Below are 23,869 nucleotides of genomic sequence, written 5' to 3'. Positions count from 1 at the left end.
TTGGGTGGAATGTGGGCGGTGGCGGGGGGAGTCGGGCCGGACGCCCCTTGAGGGGCGCGGAATGTGCCCGAAATCGGCCGCGTTCGCCCCATTGTCGGGGCCCTCCGGGTCGGATTCAACCCGGCACCGCCGGGGCCCCCCGGCCCTCGATTCGGGTGGACCCCTCGCCGTCGATCTGGTATCTGCTCACTCGCCGAAACCGGACGGCCCGCGGCCAGGGGAAATCCCGCCCGCAAGCCGGCCGGCCGAATCAGGTCCCGCGCCCCTCAAAACCGGCGCGCGCCCCGGGACGGGAGGCACGCTGCAAGCTGCAAGAGCGTCGCTCACCCGACGATCGCGACGACGGCCCAACGCCAGAGGCTCACGCCGCATCGTGCCGGATGCGGCGGCCGGGAGCCGGGGCCGGGAAGACGGAGTCGGCCCTCGACATGGCGGTCCAGGGGCGTCGGCAAGGAAGCATGGGCCGGGTCCGCCCGGCGACGCAGACGAGGGGCGGTCGAGCGATGGACATCGATTACGAAGGCCTGTACGCGCACGACTACTTCGGCCACGACGCCGGTGCCACGTCGTTCCGCGCCTGCTTCCACGAACGCCTGGCCGCCCTCGCCGCCGAGCTCGGCTGCGCCGGCCTCGTCGACGTCGGGTCGGGTAACGGCGAGCTCGTCCGCCGAGTCCGGCCCCTGGGCCTCCGGGGCCTGGCGCTCGACCTGCGCGGCGACGACGAGGCGGGCGTCCTCCCCTTCAACCTCATCGGCGCCGACCCCGCCCCGGCGCATGCACTGCTCCCCGAGATCGCCTCCAGGCTGGAACTCGGCGACGCCCAACACCTGACGTCCTGCCTCGACGTGCTCGAGCACATCGGCCGCCCCGGCATGGCCGCCGCCCTGGCGAACCTCGCCGACCTGGCCGGCCGCTGGATGCTCGTCTCCGTCAGCACCCGGCCCTCCAGCCGAGACAACCTCTACCACGCCACCGTCATCCCCCCGCGCACCTGGCGCAGACTCTTCGACGCCGCCGGCTTCGAGGTCGTCCCCCACGACGGGGTCGCCGAGATCGCCGGGCATCAGGACTATCCCGACACCGAGTCGTGCCGCGCCCTGAATCTCTGGCGCAAGATCGACCCGTTCGGCGACTCCCACGGCACCGAGCCCTTCTACATGCTCCTCCGCCGCAAGGCCGACGCCCCCTCGGGGCCCGTCGACCGCGCCGCCCTGGCCTCGGCCTTCGCGTCGATCCTCCTGATCCCGCCGGCCGTCGAGTCCCCCGTCGCGCCGGGGACGCATCTCTGCTTCCTGATCGGTCACTATCAGGACTTCCACCACTACCGCCCCTACTGGGACGCCCTCGACCGCGGCTCGGTCACGGTGCTCGTCCGCTCGGGCGCCCTGCGCGGCATCGAGGACCTGCGGCACAGGGCGATGCTCGCCTACCTCAAGTCGCGCGGCCTCCGCGTCGTCGAGGTCTCTTCGGTCAGGGACGTGGACTGGGCCGAGATGCCGGGCACGCGCCGGGCGCTGATCGTGGCGACCGAGTCGACGGCCAACGACGGCCACATGCTCAACGCCGCCTTCGTGCTGGCCGCGAAGGGTTCGGGCTTCCGGACTTTCCAGCTCCAGCACGGGATCTGGCCCCACACCGACTTCGACACGCCGGTCGCGTTCGCCTGCGACCACGTCCTCTCCTGGTCGGCCGACTGCCGCGAGTCCTTCCTCCGCGAGACCAGGGCCCCCGACGGCTCGGCCGTGACCGAGGCACTCGTCGGCCCGACCCGGTTCCTGGAGACCGGCTGCGCCAAGTTCGACGCATATGGCGACGACGCCATCAGCGCGGCCGACCTGCTGGGCGACTGGGCCGGGGCCTATCGGCGGACGGTGCTGGTGGCCACGAACCTACACTGGCCCAGGCACGCCGCCGGCGCCGCATTCCTGCCCGCGCTCGTCGAGGCCGCCTCCGCCCGCCCCGACGTCCTCTTCCTCTGCAAGCTCCACCCGGTTCACGACGTCGACGCCACGATGCTCGAAGGGCTCCCGGCCAACGTCAAGGTGCTCGACGAGTTCGCCTGCCTCTTCGGTGGCCTGGATACTCCCGCCCTCGTCCGCGCCTCGGACGCCGTCGTCGGCACCCTGTCGACCGTCGCGCTGGAGGCCGCGCTGGCCGGCAAGCCGTTCGCCGTCTTCGACACCGCGAACCCCAACGCTTACGTCGGCGTCGAGCCCGTCCCGCTCGCCGGGTTCGGGGCCGAGGTCGACCGCCTGCTCGACCCCGCCAACCGCGAGGCCGCCCTCGACCGGCATGCCCGCTTCCGCGACCACTATTACCGCCCCGACCTCCTGGGCGTCGGCCTCGCCCGGACCCTCGGGGCCATCGACGACGCCCTGAATGAGGCGCCCGCCCCCTCTCCCTGGTCCGACCACGGATTCGTCCTGGCCCGCCGCCTCTCCGAGCAATTCGCCGACCACTACACCCCAGGCGGCCGCCACCAGTTCGACTTCCTCAGCGGCCACGTCACCGCGCAAGACGCGCGGATCAAGGGGCTCGACGACCAGGTCGAATTCCTCAACGGCCACATCACCCTGCTCAACGGCCACGTCGCCGCCCAGGATGCCAGGCTCAAGGGGCTCGACGACGAGACCGTCTTCCTCAACGGGCACATCACCCTGCTCAACGGCCACGTCGCCGCCCAGGACGCGAAGGTCAAGGGGCTCGACGACCAGGTCGGATTCTTGAACGGACATATCGCCTTCCTCGACGGCCACGTCGCCGCCCAGGCGGGCAAGATCATCACGCTGGAAGACCAGTCGCGCGAGCTGACCAGGCACTACGAGGCCGCGACGGCCCACGCCACGGCCCTCTCCGGCCGGCTCGACGCGTCCCAGGCCTACTCGGCGGCCCTCGAAGGCCACCTGCGCCGCACCGAGGCCGCGCTCTCCGCCGAGCACGAGGGCCGCCTGGCCACCGCGTCCAGCCTGCAAGACACGGTCGCCGAGCTGGCCGCCGCCCGTGCCCGCGTCGTCGCCGCCGAGGCGCGCGGCGACCGCCTGCTCGAGCGGCTCAACGAGGCACGCTCCGGCCTGATCCACGCCCGCGTCCGCCTCGACTCGGCCCACTCGCGGCTCGACGACACCCGGGCACGCCTCCACGCCACCCAGGAGCGTCTCGCCCCGGTCGCCGACCTCGGCCCCCTCACCATCGGCCTGGCCCGCCGGATCCGCCACTTCTCCGTCCGCTACCCCCGCCTCTCCACCTGGACCAAGAAATCCCTCACCAAAGCCCGCAAGATCCAGCGCAAGCTCCGCCCCTGACCTTTGATGGGCAGCCTCAGCCCTGCGCCCGTCCCTTGGGCCTCAGGACGAGCCAACCGCTGGCCGGGGGACGTGCCTCGGACAGGGCGGCCTGGGCCTCGGCAACCGTGAGTTTGGCCAGGCATTCGGCCGGCATCTCCTCGGGTTTCCGGGCCACGATCGGCACCCGCTCGATGTCGTGCGACCCGGCGAAACGCCCGCGGATCAGGCGGCCGATCTTGTCGCTGTCGAAGAAGTCGTGCACCTCGACGAGCACCGTCGCCCGCCTCAGCGAAGGCGCCCGGTCGAGGTCGAGCAGCTCGGTCTCGCCCCCTTCGCAGTCGCAGATCAGCAAAGGCGACTCGGCCACCGCCAGCAGGGCCTCCAGCCGTTCGGGGGTGCAGAAACCGCCCGGCACGATCCGGCCTTCCACCCCGTTCATCCTCGCGTTTCGCATCATGCAGGTGTTGGCCCGCGCGTCGGTGTCAAAGCAGTAAACGCGAACGGCGGGGAGCATGCGGGCGAGCCCCACCGCGTAATAGCCCTCGGCCGAGCCGATGTCGACGACGAGGTCGGGCGACTGGCGGCAGGCCTCCTCGACCGGCCCGTGCAGCTCACTCTCGTAGGTGCCCAGGATCTTCGGCAGCCAGGCGCTGCCGGCCGAGACCGGGAAATAGCTCATCCCGGCGAACGGCCCGGCGAGGATCTCCCTCGGGCTGCCGACCTTGTAATAGGCCGCATAGACGGGGCTCAGCAGGCCGGTGGCGCAGGCCCCCCGGACGGCGCCACGCGTCAGCGGCGTGTCGACCTTCCAGATGATGTCCTTGATCAGACTCTTGGCGGTGCTCATCTTCATCGACAACACCTTCGAATAACATGAAATGACAGAGGTGTACCCACCCTGGCGCGTCGAGCCCTCGCCCTCGCGCCCCCCCCTCGTACCCCGAACTTCGTTGGAACCGCCGGCCGCCACCGGCCGGGCAGAGGGGCGGGCTTAGAATGGGATACTGAGTTCGACAGACCAACGTACACGACAATTATAAAATCCACCAAGATTTGCAGTGAGAGCCGATCGCGACGCCAAACAAGGCATCGCGCTCGTCTAGGCCGAACTTAACAAAGCGGCACGGACGTGTTCTCGCGCGGCGAGTGATGCCGGGGCGAGATGGATCCGCGGACCCTCGATGGCTCGTCGATGCGGCATCGTCGGGCCGCTCGCCCACGTCTCCGCACCTGCGACGCAGGCCGTCGCCGCCCGACCCAGGCTTGTGGTCTCGTGAAATCTCACACGAGGTCGACGCCCAGGATGCGAAGATCAAGGAGCCCGACGACCAGGTCGGATTCCTCAACCGACATATCGCTTCCTCGACGGCCACGTCGCCGCCCAGGCGGACACGTTCTCGGACCAGGGTCCGCTCTCAGGGAAAGAACCGAACGCCCGGGATCGCCCCCTGGATCTCCGCCATCCCCTCCTCCGTGACCTTCGAGTCGTGGAGCTGGAGAAGCTTGAGCCGGGCGAGTCGCTTCAGGGGCCGCAGGCCGGCGTCGCCGATCGCGGTGTTGTCCAGCCACAGTTCCTCGAGGCGGGTCAGCCCTCCAAGGTGCACGAGGCCGGCGTCGCTGATCCCGGTGCCGTTCAGGTGGAGATGCCGGAGGCCCAACAGGCCCTTGAGGCTCGCCAGCCCCCCATCGCCCACGGGCGTCGCCGTCAGATAAAGTCCTTCCAATCCGACGAGCCCGGCCAGGCTCGCGAGCCCGACGTCGGAGACCTTGGTCGAGGAGAGGTAGAGCTTCCGCAGCCCCGTCATTCGCCCCAGGCCGGCCACGCCAGCGTCGGCGACGTTCGTGCCGTTGAGGAACAGGACCTCGAGCAAGGGCAGCCCCGCCAGTCGCGCGGGCCCCGCGTCGGAGACGCTCGTCTCGGCCAGGTTCAAGACCCGAAGCCGGGCCAGGCGCGCGAGGTGAGACAGGCCGTCGTCGCCGACCCTCGTCTTGCTCAGGGTCAGTTCTTCCAGGCGGGCGAGCCCGGCCAGGGACGCAATGCCCGCATCGCCGACCGACGTCCCGTCGAGTCGCAACTGCCGGAGCCCGGACAGGCCCGCCAGGTGCGCGAGCCCCGCGTCGGTCACCCGCGTGCGTTCCAGCCGGAGAATTTCCAGGCTAGCTCGCCCGCTCAGGTGGGCCAGTGTCGCGTCGGTGATTGATGTGTCGTCGAGGCTCAGGACGCGGAGCCGCGGCAGTCGCCCGATCTGTGCGAGCCCGGCGTCGGTCACCGCGGAGCCGGGCAGGTCCAGCTCCTCGAGGCGGCCGAGCCTCGCCGCGTGCGCCAGGTCCGCATCGTTGCATCCGGGCCCGAGGTAGGCATGGACGACGCTTCCCAGCAGGTCGACCCCGACCCGATCGACCGCCCATCTCGGCCACCGGGGGGCACCGTCGCGATTCCACTTGCCGTCCACAACTTCCCAGCGATAGAGGACACGCCCGCCGGCTCGGCGGATCGCCTCGATCGCCTCGCCCTGCTCGCGGGCGTCGCGGACCAGCCAGCCCAGGCCGCCGCCGACGACCAGCACAGAAACCATGAGCCCGGTCACGCCGATGCGTGGCCGGTTCCTCCAGAGTCGACTCGTCGGGATGGCCATGCCGCCAGCATCGCACCGGGGCGGCCCGAGGTCGAGTTCTCAAGGCAAGGCTCCCTCGTCGGAATCGGCCAGGCCGTTCCCCGCATCGTCCCCGGGCCGGCCGCATGGTATCGTGAAAACGTCCACGAAGCCGTGCACCAAAGAGGCCGAGTCCGATGCATGCCCTGCTGGTCCCGTTCGGAAGCCACGGCGACGTCCATCCGTTCCTCGGGCTGGCCAGGACCCTGCGATCTCGCGGGCATCGGGTCACGTTCCTGATCAGCGAGTATTTCATGCCGCTGATGGGCAGCCTCGGCATCGACGCGATCCCGCTGGGGGAGCCCGGCCTCTTCCAGGAGACGATGCGCGACGCCGATCTCTGGCACCCCAGGCGCTCCTTCCCCATCATCGCGAAACTCGCCGTGGAGCATGCCCGGCAGGCCTTGCCGCTCATCCAGCAGATGCACGTCCCCGGGGAGACGGTGGTCGTCGGCGGCACCCTGGCCGTGGTCGCACGGCTGGCCGCCGAGACGACCGGGATGCCCATGGTCACGGTCCACCTCCAGCCGGCCGTCCTGCACAGCAATCTGGAGCCCCCGGTCTATCCGGGCTTCGAGACCCCCCGATGGTGGCCGATCTGGTTCCGTCGGCGGTTCTTCGACTTCCTCTTCAGCAAGGCCATCGCGCCGAATATCGAGCCGGGCCTGAATGCCTATCGTGCCGAGCTGGGCCTGGCCCCGGTGCGCGATGTCTTCCGCACCTGGCTCAGCTCGCCCGACCTCGCGCTCGGCTTCTTCCCCGCCTGGTACGCCCCCCCCCAGCGCGACTGGCCGTCCAAGATCATGCTCTGCGGATTCCCGCTCTTCGACGAGCGCGAGGTCTCCCCCATGACGCCCGACCTGGTCGACTTCCTCGCCTCGGGCTCGCCGCCGATCGCGTTCACGCCCGGCTCGGCCAACATCCACGGGCGTCCTTTCTTCGAGGCCGCCGTCGAGGCCTGCACCCTGCTCAACCGCCGGGGGCTGCTGCTCACCCGACACGCCGAGCAGGTCCCCGAAAACCTCCCCCCCGGCGTCCGTCACGTCGACTATGCCCCGTTCAGCCAGTTGCTCCCTCGGGTCGCGGCCCTGGTGCACCACGGCGGGATCGGCACCGCGGCGCAGGGCATGGCCGCCGGCGTGCCCCAACTGGTGATGCCGCTGGGCCACGACCAGTTCGACAACGCCGCCCGGATGCGCAGGCTCGGCGTCGCCCGATCGCTGCCGCCGGCCAAGTTCCGCGGCCCTGCCGTGGCCCGCGAGCTGCGGCCGCTGCTGGAATCCACCGAGATCGCCGCCCACTGCCGGGCCGTCTCCGCCAAATTCGCCGACGACTTCCGCCCCATGGACCGCGCGGCCGACGCCATCGAACGCCTCGTCGGCCACATCACCATCAACGAGCCGACGCCCGGCCGGGGCTGACCTCGGGCCCACCCACCCCCGCGTTGGGCACGCCCTTTGCTTTCCCAGATGGGTCAACCGCGTCCCGCAACCTGCGGCGACGGAACCGTTGGACCTGGCAGGCGAGGAGTTTCCCCATGGCGGATTCCATCAAGGACAAGCTCGAAGCGGCCGGCCACTCGATCTCCGAGGCCGCCACCAAGGCCGGACACACCATCAGCGAGGGGGCCGAGAAGGCCGCCGACTGGGCCAAGGAGAAGACCCACGAGGCCGCCAACACCCTCTCCGAGACCGCCCAGAAGGTCGAGAACAAGGCCAAGGAAGTCTACAGCGAGCACGGCCCCGCCGGCACCGTCGCCGACATCACCGAGCACATGGACGTCATCGCGTCCTGCGGCACCAAGATCGGCCGCGTGGACCACGTCCAGGGCTCCTCGATCAAGCTCACCAAGAACGACGACGCCGATGGCCTGCACCACATCATCCCCGCCAGCTGGGTCGCCCGGGTCGACTCCCACGTCCACCTGAACAAGACCTCCAGCGAGGCCAAGGCCCAGTGGCAAGTCGCCTGATTCTCAGGTCCGATCGCTGATCATCCTGACTGACGAGGGGCCGGGGCTTCAAACCCCGGCCCCTCGTCGTTTCCCGGTCAAGATCCGCGGCGGACCTTCGCGAGCGCCCGATCGACGGCGACCGTGTCGACTCGTGCTCGACCAGCGGGACGATCACCTCCCGGGGCTCCTGGCGGCTGACCGGCTTCATCAGGCCCAACGCGGGCAGCCAACCGAGATCGCCCACGCCCCAGGTCGCTGCGCCCAGGATTGCTCCATCGCGCACACTCTTACCCAACGCCGGGCGTGCCGCAGCGTCGATTGCCCCGGCCGTCCCGCCGAAGCCGAACGTCAGCGCCGCGGCCGAGGCCGCCTCCAGCACCTCGGAAATCTGCCTGCGGGCGGAAAGCGGGATGCCCCGCTCCGCCTCCTCGACCAAGTATCCGCCGGGATTCTGCATCGACGGCCGCGAGCCGGGGATCAAGGGCAGGGCGACCGCACTCTCGATGCAGGGATTCCCTGCATGACTTGCAGTCAAGAGTTGTCATCCCATTCGGCCTTGAGGCGCGTCATCACCCCACTCCCTCAGCCCGGCGCACGCCTCAGCAGCGGTACCGCCACGCGACGGATCAGCGCCAGGTTCGCCCCGGCGTGCTTCGCCCGGATCCGGCTGCGATCCTCGCGGAACCCCACGTCGAGCACCCAGTGCAGGCCGGTCTCGATCCCCCAGTGTTCCCGGACCCAACCGGCGAACTCCGCCCCCGTCCTCCGATCGCTGCTGAGGTCGTCGTGGCCGGTCGTCGTCCGAACACCGCCGACCTCGCGTTCGCCGTTGACCTGCACCACCGCCGCCACGTCCGGCCACTCCGAAGGCAGGTCCTCCGGGGCGCGGACCACGCTCACGTCACGTTCCTCATTCCGGTTGTGGCCGTCCTCGACCGAGGCCTGGCCGTCGCAGCGTTCCCCCTCGAAATTGGCCTCGCACGCCCGATCGAACACCGCCTCGACCGTCGCCCGCAGCGCGGGCTGGTTGTCCTTCACGGCCAGCAAATCGTGCCCTTTCCGCTCGCGGATGATCCGTGCGTTCTCGACCTGGCAGCCGGCGGCGCCGATCGTCACGAGTGCCCCGGCCAGGTCGAGCGTGCGGAGCAGTTCGAGGATCGCCACGACCTCGTTCGAGCCGTCGGTGACGCTCGCAGTGCCCACTTTGCGGGCCGAACGGCCAGGGCGCGAGGTGATTGGACGGATTTCCGATTCAGAACACTCGCCCTATTTGCCGTCCAACCGGCAATTCCCGCGTGACTCTTCTCGTCTGGCCAGCAGTGGCGACCGCATCAACATCAGTGAGCAAGGTTTGACCACCAGTGGACAAGGTTTGACCACCCGCGAAGCGACGCGCACGCGAATCGACGGCGAAAACCGCATGAAACGGCTTGGCATCATGGTTGCAATGCCCGACCGCCAGGCAACTGCCGGCCTCAGCAGTGAGTGAGATGCAGACGGAGCCTTTCCGCTCAATCTCATCCCGCTTGCCGCAACGACACGGGGGTTGCCATGAAGTCATGTCCAACCGAGGTATTACGCCGATGCGCCGCGTATTCCTTGACGCCGGGTCGGTCCACGCCGTCTTCCTCTCCTGCCTGGTCGGCTGCGGCGGCCCCCGTGAGGCAGCCGTCTATCCCGTCGTGGGAACGCTCACGGTCAGCGGGCAGCCGGCGGTGAACGCGATGGTCGCCTTCCACCCGCTCGACCAGGCTGGCTCGCAGGCGGCCCTGCCCGTCGCGAGCACCGGCCCGGACGGCACCTACCGACTGACGACCTACGCGGCCGGCGACGGAGCCCCCGCCGGCGAGTACGCCGTCACCGTCGTCTGGCCAGACGACTCGCAGCCGCGGGACGAGTGCGCGGATGTTGTGACGCACGACCGATTCAAGGGGCGCTACGCCGACTCGGCCAAGTCCCCTTGGCACGTCACCGTCGGTCCCGGCACGAACGAGGTGCCGCTCCGGGCGGTGGTTGGTCCTTGCCGCGGATGCGTGACACCCAGGGAAAGCGACAGGCCGGCCATGCTCCCCGAACCACCGCCGCGCGCCCTTGGTCCTGATCGCCGACGACGAGGAGGCCATCTGCTTCTCACGCGAGGCGTGGGGGCTCTTCACCGCCGTCGTGACCGCCGCGCCGGCCCGGGCCGAGGCCAAGGTTCCCAGGGCGCCGCGTTCCTCGATGTCCGCATGCCGGTCCTCGACGGGGCCACCGTCCTGCTCCGGCTACGCGAGCGGTAGTCGGCGTTGTCGTGCTTCCTGGTGACCGCCTACGTTCTGGGTCCGTTGGTGAACCGCTTCGGGGCGACGGTCGCCCCCCTGTCGAAGCCGTTCGATCTGGATTCATTCCGCCGAGCGCAGGAAAGGCTGCAGGGCCGACGCGACGAAGCTGGCGATGACCGACGAATCCGATGCCCCCGAGTTCGACCGATCGCAGTTTGGCTTCATCCCTTACCGTAGAAAGGTGCTTGCATGACGAGGTCCCTTCGACGACGCCGGTTTGGCTTCACGCTGATCGAGTTGCTGGTGGTCATCACCATCATCGCGGTGCTCATCGGGCTGCTGCTTCCGGCCGTCCAGTCCGCGCGTGAGGCCTCCCGACGGATGCAATGCGTGAACAACCTTAAGCAGATGGGCCTCGCCGTTCATTCCTTCCACGACACCCAGCTGACACTACCGAACATGAGCTTCTGCGGCGGCGGCGCCGAGGACACCAACCCGGGCATGCAGAACATCTATTACCGCTTTCGCCACTACCCGGTGGCCTTCGAGCTGCTGCCGCACCTCGAACAAGGCAACCTCTACAACCAGTTCAATCTCAACCGCGCCGCGACCTCCACCGTCCCCCCGGTGTCCGGCGGCCTGACCAACGCCCAACTGGCCAGCGCCCCGTTGAAGGTCTTCCTGTGCCCGTCCATGCCGCCACCACTCAACCCGGTGTTCGCCGACTACGCGAGCTACGGGTGGAGCCGCGGCAATTGCGACGTCCGCTCCCCCGCCCAGGCTGGCGACATCTGCAAACCGGGGCAGGCGTACGGGTTCACGCCCTCCGACGGGGTGTTCATCTCGAGGATGGACGCCGGCCTGGATTACGCCACCGGCCAGGCCCTGGCGGCCAAGCACATCGCCGACCCGACCTGGTGGCAGCCCGACGGCACGTACAGGATCAATTTCCAGAGCATCACCGACGGACTGTCCAACACGATCGCCGCCGGCGAGATGCACAACATCCTCAAGGGGTACACCACGACGACGGTGAACAGCGTGTCCATCGGCAGCACGCCGGTGCAGTCGGGCGGCCCGATCGCCTGGGGGTCCAGCGGCGGCGACTACTACAGCGAGGGCCGCACCACCGTGCCGATGAACACACTGACCGGCCCGTACTACAGCCGGAGCATCACGGACCCGGCCGCCCTGCAAGACATTCTTTACAAGAGTCCGATCTACTCGTTCCGCAGTATGCACCCCGGCGGTTGCAACTTCCTGCTCTGCGACGGGAGCGTGAAGTTCATCAAACAGACCATCAACATGACCACCTACAAGGCGCTCGGGAGCCGCAACGGCGGCGAGGTGATCGGTGAATACTAACCGCGTCGTGATGGTCGCCCTCGTATGCGCGGCGGTGGTCGGGTGCGGCGGGGGAGGTATCTCGGCCCCTTGGACCGTGCCGACGTCCGGCACGGTGCTGTTCAAGGGCAAGCCGGCCGAAGGAGTGAAGGTGACACTCCACCCGAAATTCGACATGGACTTCACCCCGAACGGGGTGACCGGCAAGGACGGCCGGTTCCTATTGAGCACCGCGGCCCCCGTGGACGGGGCGCCGCCGGGCGAATATGCGGTCACGTTCGAGTTGTTGCGAACGGGAGCCGATAAACGGGGGCTGGACACTGAGTTTGATGTCTGGAAGGGAAAGTACGCGAACCCGGACACCGCCCCGAAGGTGACCGTCGGTTCGTCGGCCACCACACTCGAACCGTTACGCCTCGATTGAGTTGGCAGCCGTCACTGGAACAGCGACCGGCACGGCACTTTCAAAGAGAGGGTGACGAGGCGCATGGGGGATCCCAAACTCGGGCTTGAAAAGAACTTGAGCAGGAGATCCCGCCATGCGCCGGAGTCATTGCACGATCACCCCGGCAGTCATCCACCGAACCGCCCGTCTGGCCCTTGAGGGGGGTCCTGCACTGGCGGGTCATTTTTGCCTACGATTCGGACGGACATCAATTCAACGAGCGCTAGATGACGGCCTCGGGCGGCACGGCGCGGACCGTGACCTGGTCCTATGACAACCAGGACCAGTCGTTGGGGGTCGGGGATCCTGACTCGAACCACGATGTCGGTCAAGTCGTGGAGCATGTTGCGGGTGTCGCGACGGGGGTCGAGCAGGTCGGCGAACACGCCCGTGAGCGGCAATGAGGGCGTGGCGTGGGGCCCCGATGGTTGCGCCAACTCGCCACGAATCCAGCACTTCATCGTGCGGCGGCCCTGGGGATCAGGGCCTTCGGGCCCTGCATCGCCGCCGCGCTCGCCAGGCCGGCGATCGCCCCGTCCGCCAGTCGTCCCATCGGCGTCTCGCCGCTCGGCGTTGGCATCCCCCCGGTCGTCTTCGAGTTTCGGATCGAGTCAGAACAGTTCCTTGATCTTGTCGCGGAACAGGGTCACGGCGATCTTCCCCCCGCGCGGCTCGCCCCTGGCCAGCGACTCGGCCAGGCGCATCACCTGCTTGACCCCGACGCGCGCGGGCATCGGCGGCTCGAACGGGTCGACCACCGCCTCGACGAGAGCAGGCTTGCGGGACGCGAACGCCGCCTCGATCGCCGGGCCGACCTCGCCGGGCGTCTCGCACCGGAAGCCCACGCCGCCGCAGGCCTCGGCGAACTTGACAAAGTCCATGCCCTGGAGCTCGCAGCCGTATTCCGGGTTGCCCAGGAAGACCATCTGCTCCCACTTGATCTGGCCCAGCGTGTCGTTGCGGATGACGATGACCTTGATCGGCAGCCCATACTTCACGGCCGTCAAGAATTCGCACATCAGCATGCTGAACCCGCCATCGCCCACGAAGGCGACCACCTGCCGCTCGGGGTGGGCCATCTGCGCCGCGTTGGCGTAGGGCAGGGCCGGGCCCATGGTCGACAGGTTGCCCGAGCACGAGAACTTCATCCCGCGCCGCAGGTCGATGTGGCGGGCCGCCCAGGTCGTGATCGTCCCCGAGTCGGTCGTCACGATCGCGTCGTCGGCCAATCGCTCGCTGACGTGCCGGGCCACCACCTGCGGCTTCAGCGGCACGTCATCGCGGCTCGACTGCGTCCGCATCAGGTCGCGCCACTCGACCATCCTCGATTGCGCCTTCTCCAGGAACGCGCGATCGGCTCGACGTTGCAGCATCGGGACGAGCTCGCGCAGGGTCGCGCCGGCGTCGCCGGTCAGGCCGATGTCGATGGGGTAGCGCAGGCCCAGCCTCGTCGGGTCGCGGTCGAGCTGCACGGCCTTCGCCCGTCCGGGGGCGGGCAGGAAGTTCAGATAAGGGAAGTTGGTCCCGATCATCAGCAGGCTATCCGTCTCCTCCATCGCCAGCTCAGAGGGGAGCGTCCCCAGCAGGCCGAGCCCACCGGTGCAGAACGGCGAGTCATCCGGGACGACCGCCTTGCCCAGCAGGGCCTTCACGATCGGGGCGCCCAGCCGCTCGGCCGCCGCCTCCACGTCGTCGCCCGCGCCCAGGGCCCCCTGGCCGACGAGGATCACCGTCTTCTTGCCCGAGTTCAGCAGCGCGGCGGCCGACTCCAACGACTCTCGCTGGGGCACCGCGATGGGCGGGGTCCAGGCGGCCGACGTGTGGCCGGCGACGTTCATCTCGGAGGCCGCCTCGTCGGTCAGGTCCTGCCAGTCATTGGGACAGTTCAGGTGCGCCACGCCGCGGGCGCCGAGCGCCGCCCGGCATGCGGCATCGACAAGCCCTCGCGCATGCTTCGGCCCGTTGACCTGCTGGTTGAAGACCGTCACATCGGTGAACAGGCCCAGCAGGTTCACCTCCTGCTGGTACCGCATGCCCATCAGGTCGTGATACGTCTGTCCCGTGATCGCCAGCACCGGCGCGCCGTCCATCTTGGCGTCGTACAGCCCATTGAGCAGGTGGATGGCCCCCGGGCCCGACGTGGCGATGCAGACCCCCAGCCGGCCCGTGAACTTGGCGTGGCCGCACGCCATGAACGCGGCCCCCTCCTCGTGCCGCACCTGGACGAACCTGATCTTCCCTTCGAGGACCCGCAGGGCCTCCATGAACCCGTTGATGCCGTCGCCCGGCAGGCCGAAGACGGTGTCGACGCCCCACGCCAGCAGCCGTTCGAAAAGCACGTCCCCGGTCGTCTTGGCCATCCCTCGGACCCCCAAAATCGCCCCCCGGCGACCGGGCCCGCCCGACCACGGCGATCGGCGGCCCGCCCGATGCGCCAGCACGCATCTCCCGTGCCCGATCCCACGACCGGGCGGGTCGCGTGTTGGCGGGGTCGCCCCCGCACGGTACGCTCTCAGCGGGAAACCAGACCGCCCGAACTCGGAACCCGGACCCCCGACATCCATGGCAACCATCCGCGCCTGGGCCGCCCACGAGGCCAAGGGCCCGTTCGTCCCGTACCAGTACGACCCCGGGCCGCTCGGCCCCGAGGAGGCCGAGATCGCCGTCGAATACGGCGGCCTCTGCCACTCCGACCTCTCGATCCTGAACAATGACTGGGGGATCAGCGTTTACCCGTTCGTCGGCGGCCACGAGGTCATCGGCCGCGTCGTGGCGCTGGGCGAGTACGCCAAGGGCCTGAAGGTCGGCGACCGCGTGGGCGTCGGCTGGAACGCCGAGACGTGCATGCACTGCCGCCAGTGCCTCTCGGGCGACCAGCACCTCTGCGCCAAGGCGGTCGCCACCATCGTCGGCCACCACGGCGGGTTCGCCGAGCGTGTCCGGGCGCACTGGGCCTGGACCATCCCCCTGCCCGACGGCCTGGACCTCAGCTCGGCCGGCCCACTGCTCTGCGGCGGGATCACGGTCTTCTCGCCGCTGGCCACGCACGGCATCAAGCCCACCTCGCGCGTCGGCGTGGTCGGCATCGGCGGCCTCGGTCACATGGGCCTGAAGTTCGCCTCGGCCTGGGGCTGCGAGGTCACCGCCTTCACCTCCAGCGAGTCGAAGTTCGACGAGGCCCGCGCCTTCGGCGCCGATCACGTCGTCTCCAGCCGAGACCCCGCCGCCATCCGCGCCCTGGCCGGCTCGCTCGACCTCCTCCTCATCACCGTCAACGTCACGCTCGACTGGCATGCCTTGATGAGCACGCTCGCGCCCAACGGGCGGATGCACGTCGTCGGCGCCGTCATGGAGCCGATCCCCGTCGTGGCAAACGACCTCATCGGCGCCCAGAAGCAGGTCTCGGGCTCCCCCACCGGCCCGCCCGTGGGCATCGCCGACATGCTCAGCTTCGCCGCCCGGCACAAGGTGGCGCCCCAGGTCGAGCACTTCCCCATGAGCCGGATCAACGACGCCTTCGCCCACCTGGAAGCCGGCAAGGCCCGCTACCGGATCGTCCTCGACGCCGACTTCAACTGACCTGACCCCGCCCGGGCCTCTCCCCCGGCCGCTCTCCCTCCGGAACCCATCGACGATGACCTCTCGCAGATCCCGCATGCTGACCGCCCTGCTCCTCGCCGCCGGCGCCCACGCCCACGCCGCCGAGCCCGACCCCAAGGCGCCCGTCCCCGTGGCCCAGTCCGCGGCGAGCATCAAGCTGCCCCAGGGCTTCAACGCCAGCCTCTTCGCCGGCGAGCCCGACGTCGTCCAGCCCATCAGCTTCGACATCGACGCCAAGGGCCGCCTCTGGGTCGCCGAGTGCTTCTCCTACCCCGCCTTCCGCGGCGGGCCCAAGGGCAAGGATCGGATCGTCATCTTCGAGGATACCGACGGCGACGGCCGGCACGACTCCCGCAAGGTCTTCTGGGAAGGCGCCACCAACCTCTCCAGCGTCGCCCTCGGCTTCGGCGGCGTCTGGATCACCGCCGCCCCCGAGCTGCTCTTCATCCCCGACGCCAACGGCGACGACGCCCCCGACGGACCCCCCATCGTCAAGCTCGACGGCTGGGCGGGCGAGAAGGCCCAGCACAACTTCGTCAACGGCCTGTCCTGGGCCCCCGACGGCTGGCTCTGGGGCATGAACGGCATCCTCTCGATTTCCAAGGTCGGCGTCCCCGGCACCTCCGACGACAAGCGCATCCCCGTCAGCGCCGCCGTCTGGCGGTTCCACCCCACGAAGGGGATCTTCGAGGTCGTCTCGCGCGGCACCACCAACCCCTGGGGCCTCGACTTCGACGACCTGGGCGAGGCCTTCATCACCAACTGCGTCACCCCGCACCTCTACCGGGTCGTCCCCGGAGCCCGCTTCCAGCGCATGTTCGGCGACGACGAGAACACCAACAGCTACGGCCTGATGAGCACCTGCGCCGACCACATCCACTGGGCCGGCGGCAACTGGACCGACTCGCGCGGCGGCGAGGGCAAGCACGGCGAGGCCGGCGGCGGCCACGCACACGTCGGCGCCATGCTCTACCTGGGCGACAACTGGCCCGACGTCTATCGCAACGGCGTCTTCACCTGCAACCTCCATGGCAAGCGCGTGAATAACGACATCCTTGAGCGCAAGGGCTCGGGCTACGTCGCACGCCACGGCAAGGACTTCCTCACCGTCAACGACCCCTGGTTCCGCGGCATCGAGCTGACCTACGGGCCCGACGGCGGTGTCTACATGGCCGACTGGAGCGACACCGGCGAGTGCCACGAGACCGACGCCGACGGCTCGCACCGCGAGAACGGCCGGATCTTCAAGATCAGCTACGGCCAGACCAAGCCCTTCAAAGGCAACCTGAACACCCTGCCCGACGCCGCGCTCGTCGCCCTCCAGGGCCACCGCAACGACTGGTTCGTCCGCCAATCCCGCCGGATCCTCCAGGAACGGGCCGCCGCCGGCCACTCCATGACGGCCGTGCATGACGCCCTCCGCACGCTCCTGAACGGCGCGCCCGCCGCCCCCCAGAAGCTCCGCGCCCTCTGGGCCCTCAACGCCACCGGCGGCGCCGACGAAGCCCTGCTGCTGGGCCTGCTCTCGCATGAGAGCGAATACCTGCGTGGATGGGCCATCCGCCTGCTGGTGGATGCCGGCGCTCCCTCCCCCGCGGCCCTCGCCCGCTTCGTCGCGATGGCCGGCAATGAGCCCTCCGCCTGGGTCCGGCTGGCCATCGCCTCGGCCGCCCAGCGCATCCCGTCGGCCGACCGCTGGGCCGTCGTCGAGCCCCTCGTCGGACGCGCCGAGGACGCCGCCGACGCCGACCTCCCGCTGATGATCTGGTACGCCGTCGAGCCCCTCGTCACGGCCGATCGCGGCCGCGCCGCGGCGCTGCTCCCCCGGATCAAGATCCCGATCGTCCGCCAGTACCTCACCCGCCGGATCGTCTCCGACCAGCCCGAGGCCGGCCTCGCCGCGGTCGTCCCCCTGCTCCTTCCGGCCGACGCCACGGTCCGCGGCCCGCTCCTGGAAGGGCTGCACGAGGCCCTCAGGCCCCGCAAGTCGGCCCCCCTGCCCGCCGCCTGGCCGGCCGTCGCCGAGGCCCTGGCCGCCGACCCGTCCCCGGCCGTCCGCGACCTCGCGCTCGTCCTCTCCCTCAAGTTCAACGCCCCGGGTGCTGACAGGTCCCTGCGAGCCCTGATGGCCGACCCCAAGGCCGACGCCCCTCGGCGGATCGCCGCCCTGACCGCGCTCGTCGAAGGCCGGCCCGCGGGCCTCGCCCCCGACCTGCAAGTCCAGCTCGCCGACCCCGCCCTACGCCCGTCGGCCCTGCGTGCCCTCGCCGCGTTCGACGACCCGGGCACCGCGAAGGCCATCCTCGGACGCTACCCCGAGCTGACCCCCGCCGAGCGCCTCGACGCCGTCTCCACCCTGTCCACCCGTCCCGACTACGCCCTGGCCCTCATCGACGCCCTCGAAGCCGGGACCGTCCCCCGAGCCGACGTCACCGCCACCACCGCGCGCCAGCTCCTCACCCTGGGCGACAAACGCATCGCCGATCGCCTCGCGGAGGTCTGGGGCACCTTGCGGGCCACCTCGGGCGAGAAGGCCAGCCTCATCGCCCGCTATCAAGGCATCCTCACCCCCGTGCGCCTGGAAACGTCCAGCCCCGCCCGCGGCCGGGTCGCCTTCGACCGCCTCTGCGCCTCCTGCCACACCCTCTACGACACCGGGGCCGACGTCGGCCCCGACCTCACCGGCTCCGACCGCGGCCGGGCCGACTACATCCTCGAGAACGTCCTCGACCCCAGCGCCTCGGTCGCGGCAGACTACCGCGTCACCACCCTCTCCACCGTCGACGGCAGGGTCCTCTCCGGCCTCGTCCGCAACCGGACCCCCGAGGGCCTCGTCCTCCGCACCGCCAACGACCGCCTCGTCATCCCCGTCCAGGACATCGAGGCCGAGAAGCACACCAACGAATCCATGATGCCCGAAGGCCTCCTCGACAAGCTCACCGACCGCGAGCTCCTCGACCTCTTCGCCTACCTGGGAACCCGCCAGCAAGTCGCCCGCCCCTGATCGACCCTCAACGCATGCACGGCGGCCGACCTTCCGATCCAGGAAGGTCGGCCGCCTGTCCAGCCTCCCCATGCGATCGACACTGAGGCTGAACGATGAACGAGCCGCGACCAGTTCCGGAGGCTCAACCAAGTCCACCCATCGGCCGGGTCGGAGAACCGTCGAGACGTCGCCGTCTCCTCGGCATCCCGGCCGCCCTCATCCTCGGCACCTTCATCTCCGCGGGCATCACCAGCGGCGGAGAACCCCTGCCGATGACCGCAACCTTCCTCCTCGCCTGGGGATCCGCCTCCTCCCTCTTCGCCCTCGGCCCCCTGGCCCTCCTCGCCCACCTCCTGCGATCGGCCCCGCTCTTCCTCTCCCTGGCCTGGACCATCCCGGTGGGTGCCATTTCCGGGGTCATCTTCACCATAGCCGCGTGGATCTTCGTCTTCGGAGGATGGGGGCCGCCCCCCATGCTTGCCCCGGTCGCGGCATGCGTCACCGTCGGCATCATCTGCTCGATCGCCTGGCGGGCGGACGTGATCTGATGGCCTTGATCAGTCCGCCCCCTGGTCAGCCGCTTCTCGCACGTTCGCGGCCGATCCTGGAACGGCCCGGACCTCCGCAGCGATCTCCTCGGCGAGAGCTTCATCTCGTTCCTACTTCAGACGTCAAGGGCGAACAGGTGCATTTAAACCATCGCGTTCTGGAAGTTGCCCGAGGGCGTAATCGAATCCCATAGAGGACAGCAGGCTTCGTGGCATCTCCTGAATTTCATCCGCATCATGCCACCGAGCCGCCCAGTGCCCTCCACCGAGGATGACCGATCGGTCCCGCAATTCGCCCTTCGGTGGGTCGAACCAGGCGATCTGCCATCGGCCATCCTCCGCCCCCCGCAGGATTCCCACCCGAAAGGACGCCCTCCACCCGACAGCCCGTCGAAGCGGACGGTCGACGTCAGAGAGGTCACTGGAATCTAAGTAGCTCCATGTATCTCCGTTGGGGTGGATCGAGACGGGGAATAACTTGAAACGATACCAATCCATCGCGCTCGGCCCCCGTGGTCCATCGGCGACGAGGCACACGAATCGTGTATCCGCCGGTAGGCCCACGATCGCGGTTTCGACCCAATCGCGGGGATTTATTAACAAGTAAGCCAAGATGCAGAACGCGAATAGAGCTGCCAGCAAGAGTGACAGGACCCCCGCCCAGGTAAACCGAAATCGCGGAATTCGCATGCTCCTATCCTTTAATGTCTCGCCGCCACACAAGGCGTACCAACTTCGATTTGACGTAAGTTTAATGGAGATGGCCTTGAGTGCCCAGAGTTGGTCGCTGAACAGGGGCTTGGCCTTCTGGTGCTCGGATTCATCGTGATCCGCCCGGGAAACTCCCCTCGAACCACCTCAACCCGGCCCTTGCCCGCCCGACCCGTGGGTGTGAATGACGACCTTACTCTCCCGGAAGTCTGCGTCCACCGGCCGTGGGCTCGACGGCAAATCACAACCATTGAAGCGTGATTCGGCCGCGCGATCGGGGATCGCAGCTTGGCGTCCCGGTGACAAGCTCAAGCGGAGTCGTCGAACGTTTCGGGGAGCTCGACCGTCGGGAAGTATGGAGACAGGAGCGTGTCGGCATGTTCCTCAAGCTTACCCCGAGCCATCCGCCACACCCGAAACTCGTTGGTGTAATCGGAGCCTCTGCCGCCGTCCTCGTCGTCGTGGACGTACAGAAGGCCGTAGGAGTCGGGCAGCTCGGTTGCGACCCACCGAAAGAGCTCGATGACCGGCTTATACCGATGGTTGCGGAGGCCATGCACGGAGAGGACGACCAACCCATTGCCTGCTGACCGCAGGTCGAACGCCGAAAATTCGTCGTGGGCTTCGTTGAGGGCCGCCCGGACTCGCTTGATGGCGTCGACCATCGGCCCGCGCCCGATGGATTCGAACTCCGACTCGCGATCGGAAATGCGGATCGTCGCCCAGCCGTGGAACTCGAACATGAAGCCCCCCGATCTCTGTCGAGCACCCGGCGCCCCGAGTCGTCGCGCCCTACCCGACCGAGGCGATGGCGTTGACGACATGGCCTCACACCCCGAGCGGGGCGTGCTCAGTCCGCCCCCTCGGCGCCGGCTTCTCGACCGATCGTGTCCGATCCGGGAACGGCCCGAGCTTCCGCCGCGAGCGCCTCGGCAATCCCGGCCATGCGGGCCGTGAGCAGGCCGTAGGCCATGCCGAGGAATCCCAGGGACGTGAGGCCGATGATGGACGCCCTGTCATTCGGTTCGATGGTCGCCTGGCCCTGGAAGCGCGAGATGAGGTTCCCGGCGCCGACGAGCAGGAACATGAGGGTGCCGAGGCCCAGGGCGAGCTGGCTTTCTCGGCGGATGCCCCGAATCAACTGATCAACCTTCACCATTTCAATCGACCCCTCGAACATTCGGCCGACACCCGGGCCCACGACGCAGGCCGTCATCGTAAGCGGACCGCCGGGACGAACCAAGGAGGCGAGCCCTCCTCACCACTGGCCGGGTTCGACGATCCGGCCGATGCCCCCGTTGATCGTCGCCCGTCGCATCAGCCTCGACCCCACTGCGCCGCGACCACATGGTGACACACCGTCGCGGGCGTTTCGTCATAAAGGGCGTCCGAGTCTCGAAATACGCCAACAGATTCGGCCGATGACGCATCGCCGCAACGCAATTGTTGACTCATAACATCCTACGTTTATTAATGGCATCGGCCGATTGTAAGCCTCCGGCGTCGGGGGCTAAGCTCCCTTCTCGGGTCACGAATCCAGAGAAATCAAGGAGCCATCGATGCGTCTTCACGCCCCCCTGATCATGCTCGCCGCCCTTGCCTTCGTCCCTGCCGCCCAGGCCGACTTCACCGGCGTCTCGCTCGACGCCGCCTATTACTTCCCCGACACCTCGACCGTCTACCCGAATGGATCGTTCACCCCCTCGACGTTCGTCGTCGGCGCGGGGGTCGAGACGACGGGAAACATCGAGGACGTCACGTTCCTGCCGGTCGATTTCAGCGCCAACACCCTGACCATCGACTTCAACACGTCGCTCCCCGACCCGACCCTGCAAAACCGGCCGTTCAACGGGATCATCTTCAACCTGCTGTCGGCCGGCACGCTGGGCATCACCGGGGTCACCGTCGACGGCAGCACGACCCTGCCGGGCTTCTCCGCCGGCCAGGTTTCCTTCACCGACACGCAGCTCCTGATCAACTTCAGCGGCCAGAGCTACAATGACGGCGACCGGCTGGCCCTGAACTTCACCTTCGCCCCGGTGCCCGAGCCCGCCGCCATGGTCTCGATGGGCACGGGCCTGGTCGGCCTCGCCGGCTTCACCATCCGCCGCCGCCGCAAGGTCGCCGCCCGCTGATCCAGCTGATCCGGCTGATCCGGCTGATCCGCAGGCCAGCCTCGACTGGCCTATTGATCTTCAGACGGCCAAGTTCTTGTTGAGGAAGACAGCTCCGATGTGTCTCGTCTCACTGATTTTGGTAACGTCCTTGGTGCCATCGGCGGTCGGGCCCGATGGGCGGACCTGGGGAAGACTCGGTGGGCCAGGGCGACCCTCTGCCGGATGAGAATCAGCGGCGACAGCTCTGCGAATTGCTCTACGCGGTGTTCGTCGAGTTGCGGGGCGTCCACCATCGGCCCGAGCAGGTCCACGAGTTGGCCAATGCGCTCCACAACCTGCCCCTGACGATGTACGGTTGGGGCACTTGGTCGGTCTGCGGCCTGCGGGCGGTCCTAGCTCGTTATCGAGAGCGGTTCCCGGAGGGCGGCCCGGACTATGCCGCCATGCTGGACGCCATCTACCCGGCTTCCCAGCCACCAGACGGTCAGTAACGCAAGGAACCGACTCTTCCGGGCGCATCCCTCCTTACCCCTCTGAAGTCTCGTCGTGACCCGAGACGTCCCACGCCGGTCCCGCCCGTTCACCCGACAAGCCGGCCCGGCCAGGAACGATTTCCTCGCTTTTCCGATTTTCACAGAACCAAACGGCCGTTTTTTCGGATGGTATTCAAAGGAGGCCCATCTCGCGCGACGTCGCGCGGGACGGGCCACGCCAGCGCCGGCGACACCCTTTGAATCACCCACCCGGAAGCGACGCCGCACCATGGACACCATCGAAGTCAGCCAGAAACGCATCGACGCCAACCGCCGCAATGCCATGCGCAGCACCGGGCCGAAGACGGCCGAGGGAAAGGAAAAGTCCCGCCGGAATAGCCTGATCCACGGGCTCGCGGCCACCGTCGTCGTCCCCGAGGGCGAGACCCAGGCCGCCCGGGATCGCGCCGAGCAGTGGAACTCGTCGCTGCGGCCGGTCAACGCCTTCGAGATGTGCCTGGTCGAGACCATCGCCGTCGAATCGCTGCGTATCGAGCGCTGCCGGATCGAAGAACGGCTCGTCCGCGACACTCGCGCCCGCCGCGCCACCACCTGCTGGGCCGACGAGCGCAAGGCCGACGCCGCCAAGCTCGGCCGTTCGCTGCCGGGCCGGCCCGACGAGGTCGCCGCCAGGCTCGCGGCGACCGCCCCCGGCTGCGACTGGATGATCGACCGCTGGCGCGCCCTGGGCCACGCCCTCGACAAGACGGGCACCTGGACCGACGCCCAGCAGACGATGGCCCTCGACCTGATGGGCATCGCCGCCGACCTCCGCGACCTGAACCCGCCGACCGAGGCCGCCGAGGGCGTCAACCCCCTGGACCACCTCCAGGAGCTTGTCGACGACCAGCTCGAACGCCTCTGGCTCCGCAAGCAGGAGACCCTCGACGACATCGAGGCCGACCACCGCGAGGCCGCGACCATGGGCCTCTCCACCGTAGACGACAAGACCCTGGTCCTGCTCCGCCGCTACGAGACCGCCAGCTTCCGCCGGATGCGCTGGGCGCTCGCCCTGATGCAGAAGGGTCAGTCACGCCCCAATGCCCAGGCCCCCAACCCCAAGTGGGACGACTCCGAGCCGGCCTGGAAGGGCAACTCCCGCATCCGCGTCGAGACCTTCCCCGCCCCCCACCAGTACAGCCCCGAAACCACCGCAGAACGAAGCCACTCCGCCGGCGCAGAACGAACCCACCTCGACCCGACCAACGCCTCCGACTCCACCTGGATCGACCCCTTCGGCCTGGCCGCCCGCCTCGCCTCCCAGGTCAAGACCGCCACCGACCCCGCCCCGCAACCCACGTCCCCGGCACCCGCTCCCGACCACCACCTCCAGGCCGTCCCGTCAGGCCGGGCGCACCGCGCCTACGAGGCACAATCCCCGTCCTGATCGAGACTTCAAGGCCCCCAGAGCCAACCCCACACGGCCCACTCT

20 protein-coding genes are annotated in these 23,869 nt (G+C 68.8%); 13 read left to right on the top strand and 7 right to left on the bottom strand.

The features are described 5' to 3' along the window. The first annotated feature begins 503 nt into the window (after window positions 1–503). Window positions 504–3,302, top strand: coding sequence for a hypothetical protein (locus EP7_RS14785; protein WP_463521980.1), 2,799 nt, complete (start codon window positions 504–506; stop codon window positions 3,300–3,302). Window positions 3,303–3,318: 16 nt separating this feature from the next. Here EP7_RS14785 and EP7_RS14780 read toward each other — a convergent pair whose 3' ends face one another. Together EP7_RS14780 and EP7_RS14775 are read right to left on the bottom strand one after the other, a co-directional pair. Beyond that, window positions 3,319–4,137: a class I SAM-dependent methyltransferase gene (locus EP7_RS14780; RefSeq protein WP_463521978.1), complete on the bottom strand. Its 819-nt coding sequence runs from the start codon at window positions 4,135–4,137 to the stop codon at window positions 3,319–3,321. Window positions 4,138–4,699: 562 nt separating this feature from the next. Next, on the bottom strand, window positions 4,700–5,920 hold the full coding sequence (locus EP7_RS14775) for a leucine-rich repeat domain-containing protein (protein WP_463521976.1): 1,221 nt from the start codon (window positions 5,918–5,920) through the stop codon (window positions 4,700–4,702). Window positions 5,921–6,075: 155 nt separating this feature from the next. Between EP7_RS14775 and EP7_RS14770 the strand changes: the two genes are divergently transcribed. Beyond that, window positions 6,076–7,359: a glycosyltransferase gene (locus EP7_RS14770; protein WP_463521974.1), complete on the top strand. Its 1,284-nt coding sequence runs from the start codon at window positions 6,076–6,078 to the stop codon at window positions 7,357–7,359. 116 nt (window positions 7,360–7,475) lie between these two features. Further along, a complete protein-coding gene (locus tag EP7_RS14765; RefSeq protein WP_463521972.1) occupies window positions 7,476–7,910 on the top strand; it encodes a DUF2171 domain-containing protein in 435 nt (144 codons plus the stop codon). Between the two features lie 564 nt (window positions 7,911–8,474). Here the strand turns inward: EP7_RS14765 and EP7_RS14760 are convergent. After that, complete coding sequence (locus tag EP7_RS14760; protein ID WP_463521970.1) at window positions 8,475–9,095, bottom strand: ISAs1 family transposase; 621 nt, start codon at window positions 9,093–9,095, stop codon at window positions 8,475–8,477. Between EP7_RS14760 and EP7_RS14755 the strand changes: the two genes are divergently transcribed. From EP7_RS14755 to EP7_RS14740, 4 genes are all read left to right on the top strand, one after another. Continuing rightward, on the top strand, window positions 9,076–9,381 hold the full coding sequence (locus tag EP7_RS14755) for a hypothetical protein (RefSeq protein WP_463521968.1): 306 nt from the start codon (window positions 9,076–9,078) through the stop codon (window positions 9,379–9,381). The two genes, EP7_RS14760 and EP7_RS14755, sit on opposite strands and share 20 nt — an antisense overlap. 94 nt (window positions 9,382–9,475) lie before the next feature. Next, complete coding sequence (locus EP7_RS14750; protein WP_463521966.1) at window positions 9,476–10,171, top strand: hypothetical protein; 696 nt, start codon at window positions 9,476–9,478, stop codon at window positions 10,169–10,171. A gap of 231 nt (window positions 10,172–10,402) precedes the next feature. Continuing rightward, the gene (locus EP7_RS14745; protein WP_463521964.1) at window positions 10,403–11,518 is read left to right on the top strand and encodes a DUF1559 family PulG-like putative transporter; all 1,116 of its coding nucleotides are present in this window, start codon (window positions 10,403–10,405) and stop codon (window positions 11,516–11,518) included. Continuing rightward, window positions 11,508–11,921: a peptidase associated/transthyretin-like domain-containing protein gene (locus EP7_RS14740; RefSeq protein ID WP_463521962.1), complete on the top strand. Its 414-nt coding sequence runs from the start codon at window positions 11,508–11,510 to the stop codon at window positions 11,919–11,921. The genes EP7_RS14745 and EP7_RS14740 overlap by 11 nt, the downstream gene beginning before the upstream one ends. Window positions 11,922–12,399: 478 nt before the next feature. Here the strand turns inward: EP7_RS14740 and EP7_RS14735 are convergent, their stop codons facing one another. Continuing rightward, window positions 12,400–12,522, bottom strand: a complete 123-nt coding sequence (locus tag EP7_RS14735) for a hypothetical protein (RefSeq protein ID WP_463521960.1) — start codon at window positions 12,520–12,522, stop codon at window positions 12,400–12,402. 31 nt (window positions 12,523–12,553) lie between these two features. Next, window positions 12,554–14,302, bottom strand: coding sequence for a thiamine pyrophosphate-dependent enzyme (locus tag EP7_RS14730; RefSeq protein ID WP_463521958.1), 1,749 nt, complete (start codon window positions 14,300–14,302; stop codon window positions 12,554–12,556). Window positions 14,303–14,504: 202 nt separating this feature from the next. On the opposite strand from EP7_RS14730, the gene ahr reads away from it, so the two are divergent. The 3 genes from ahr (at window position 14,505) to EP7_RS14715 (ending at window position 19,076) form a co-directional block, all read left to right on the top strand. After that, window positions 14,505–15,521: an NADPH-dependent aldehyde reductase Ahr gene (gene ahr / locus EP7_RS14725; RefSeq protein WP_463521956.1), complete on the top strand. Its 1,017-nt coding sequence runs from the start codon at window positions 14,505–14,507 to the stop codon at window positions 15,519–15,521. Window positions 15,522–15,576: 55 nt separating this feature from the next. Next, window positions 15,577–18,546, top strand: coding sequence for a PVC-type heme-binding CxxCH protein (locus EP7_RS14720; protein WP_463521954.1), 2,970 nt, complete (start codon window positions 15,577–15,579; stop codon window positions 18,544–18,546). 95 nt (window positions 18,547–18,641) lie between these two features. Continuing rightward, entirely contained in the window at window positions 18,642–19,076 is a 435-nt protein-coding gene (locus EP7_RS14715; protein ID WP_463521952.1) for a hypothetical protein, read from the top strand. Between the two features lie 1,019 nt (window positions 19,077–20,095). Here EP7_RS14715 and EP7_RS14710 read toward each other — a convergent pair. Together EP7_RS14710 and EP7_RS14705 are read right to left on the bottom strand one after the other, a co-directional pair. Further along, the gene (locus EP7_RS14710; RefSeq protein WP_463521950.1) at window positions 20,096–20,530 is read right to left on the bottom strand and encodes an Imm7 family immunity protein; all 435 of its coding nucleotides are present in this window, start codon (window positions 20,528–20,530) and stop codon (window positions 20,096–20,098) included. Between the two features lie 107 nt (window positions 20,531–20,637). Then, a complete protein-coding gene (locus EP7_RS14705) occupies window positions 20,638–20,946 on the bottom strand; it encodes a hypothetical protein (RefSeq protein WP_463521948.1) in 309 nt (102 codons plus the stop codon). A 400-nt stretch (window positions 20,947–21,346) separates the two neighbouring features. Here EP7_RS14705 and EP7_RS14700 point away from each other — a divergent pair, with 400 nt between their 5' ends. The 3 genes from EP7_RS14700 (at window position 21,347) to EP7_RS14690 (ending at window position 23,824) form a co-directional block, all read left to right on the top strand. Next, window positions 21,347–21,922, top strand: a complete 576-nt coding sequence (locus EP7_RS14700; RefSeq protein WP_463521946.1) for a PEP-CTERM sorting domain-containing protein — start codon at window positions 21,347–21,349, stop codon at window positions 21,920–21,922. A 179-nt stretch (window positions 21,923–22,101) separates the two neighbouring features. Further along, window positions 22,102–22,395: a hypothetical protein gene (locus tag EP7_RS14695; RefSeq protein ID WP_463521944.1), complete on the top strand. Its 294-nt coding sequence runs from the start codon at window positions 22,102–22,104 to the stop codon at window positions 22,393–22,395. A gap of 271 nt (window positions 22,396–22,666) precedes the next feature. Then, window positions 22,667–23,824 (top strand): hypothetical protein, encoded by a 1,158-nt coding sequence (locus tag EP7_RS14690; protein ID WP_463521942.1) that lies wholly within the window; start codon window positions 22,667–22,669, stop codon window positions 23,822–23,824. Window positions 23,825–23,869: the final 45 nt, after the last annotated feature.

This window comes from Isosphaeraceae bacterium EP7 (assembly GCA_038400315.1).
GTDB lineage: Bacteria > Planctomycetota > Planctomycetia > Isosphaerales > Isosphaeraceae > EP7.
This window is presented reverse-complemented; position numbering and strand designations above follow the sequence as displayed.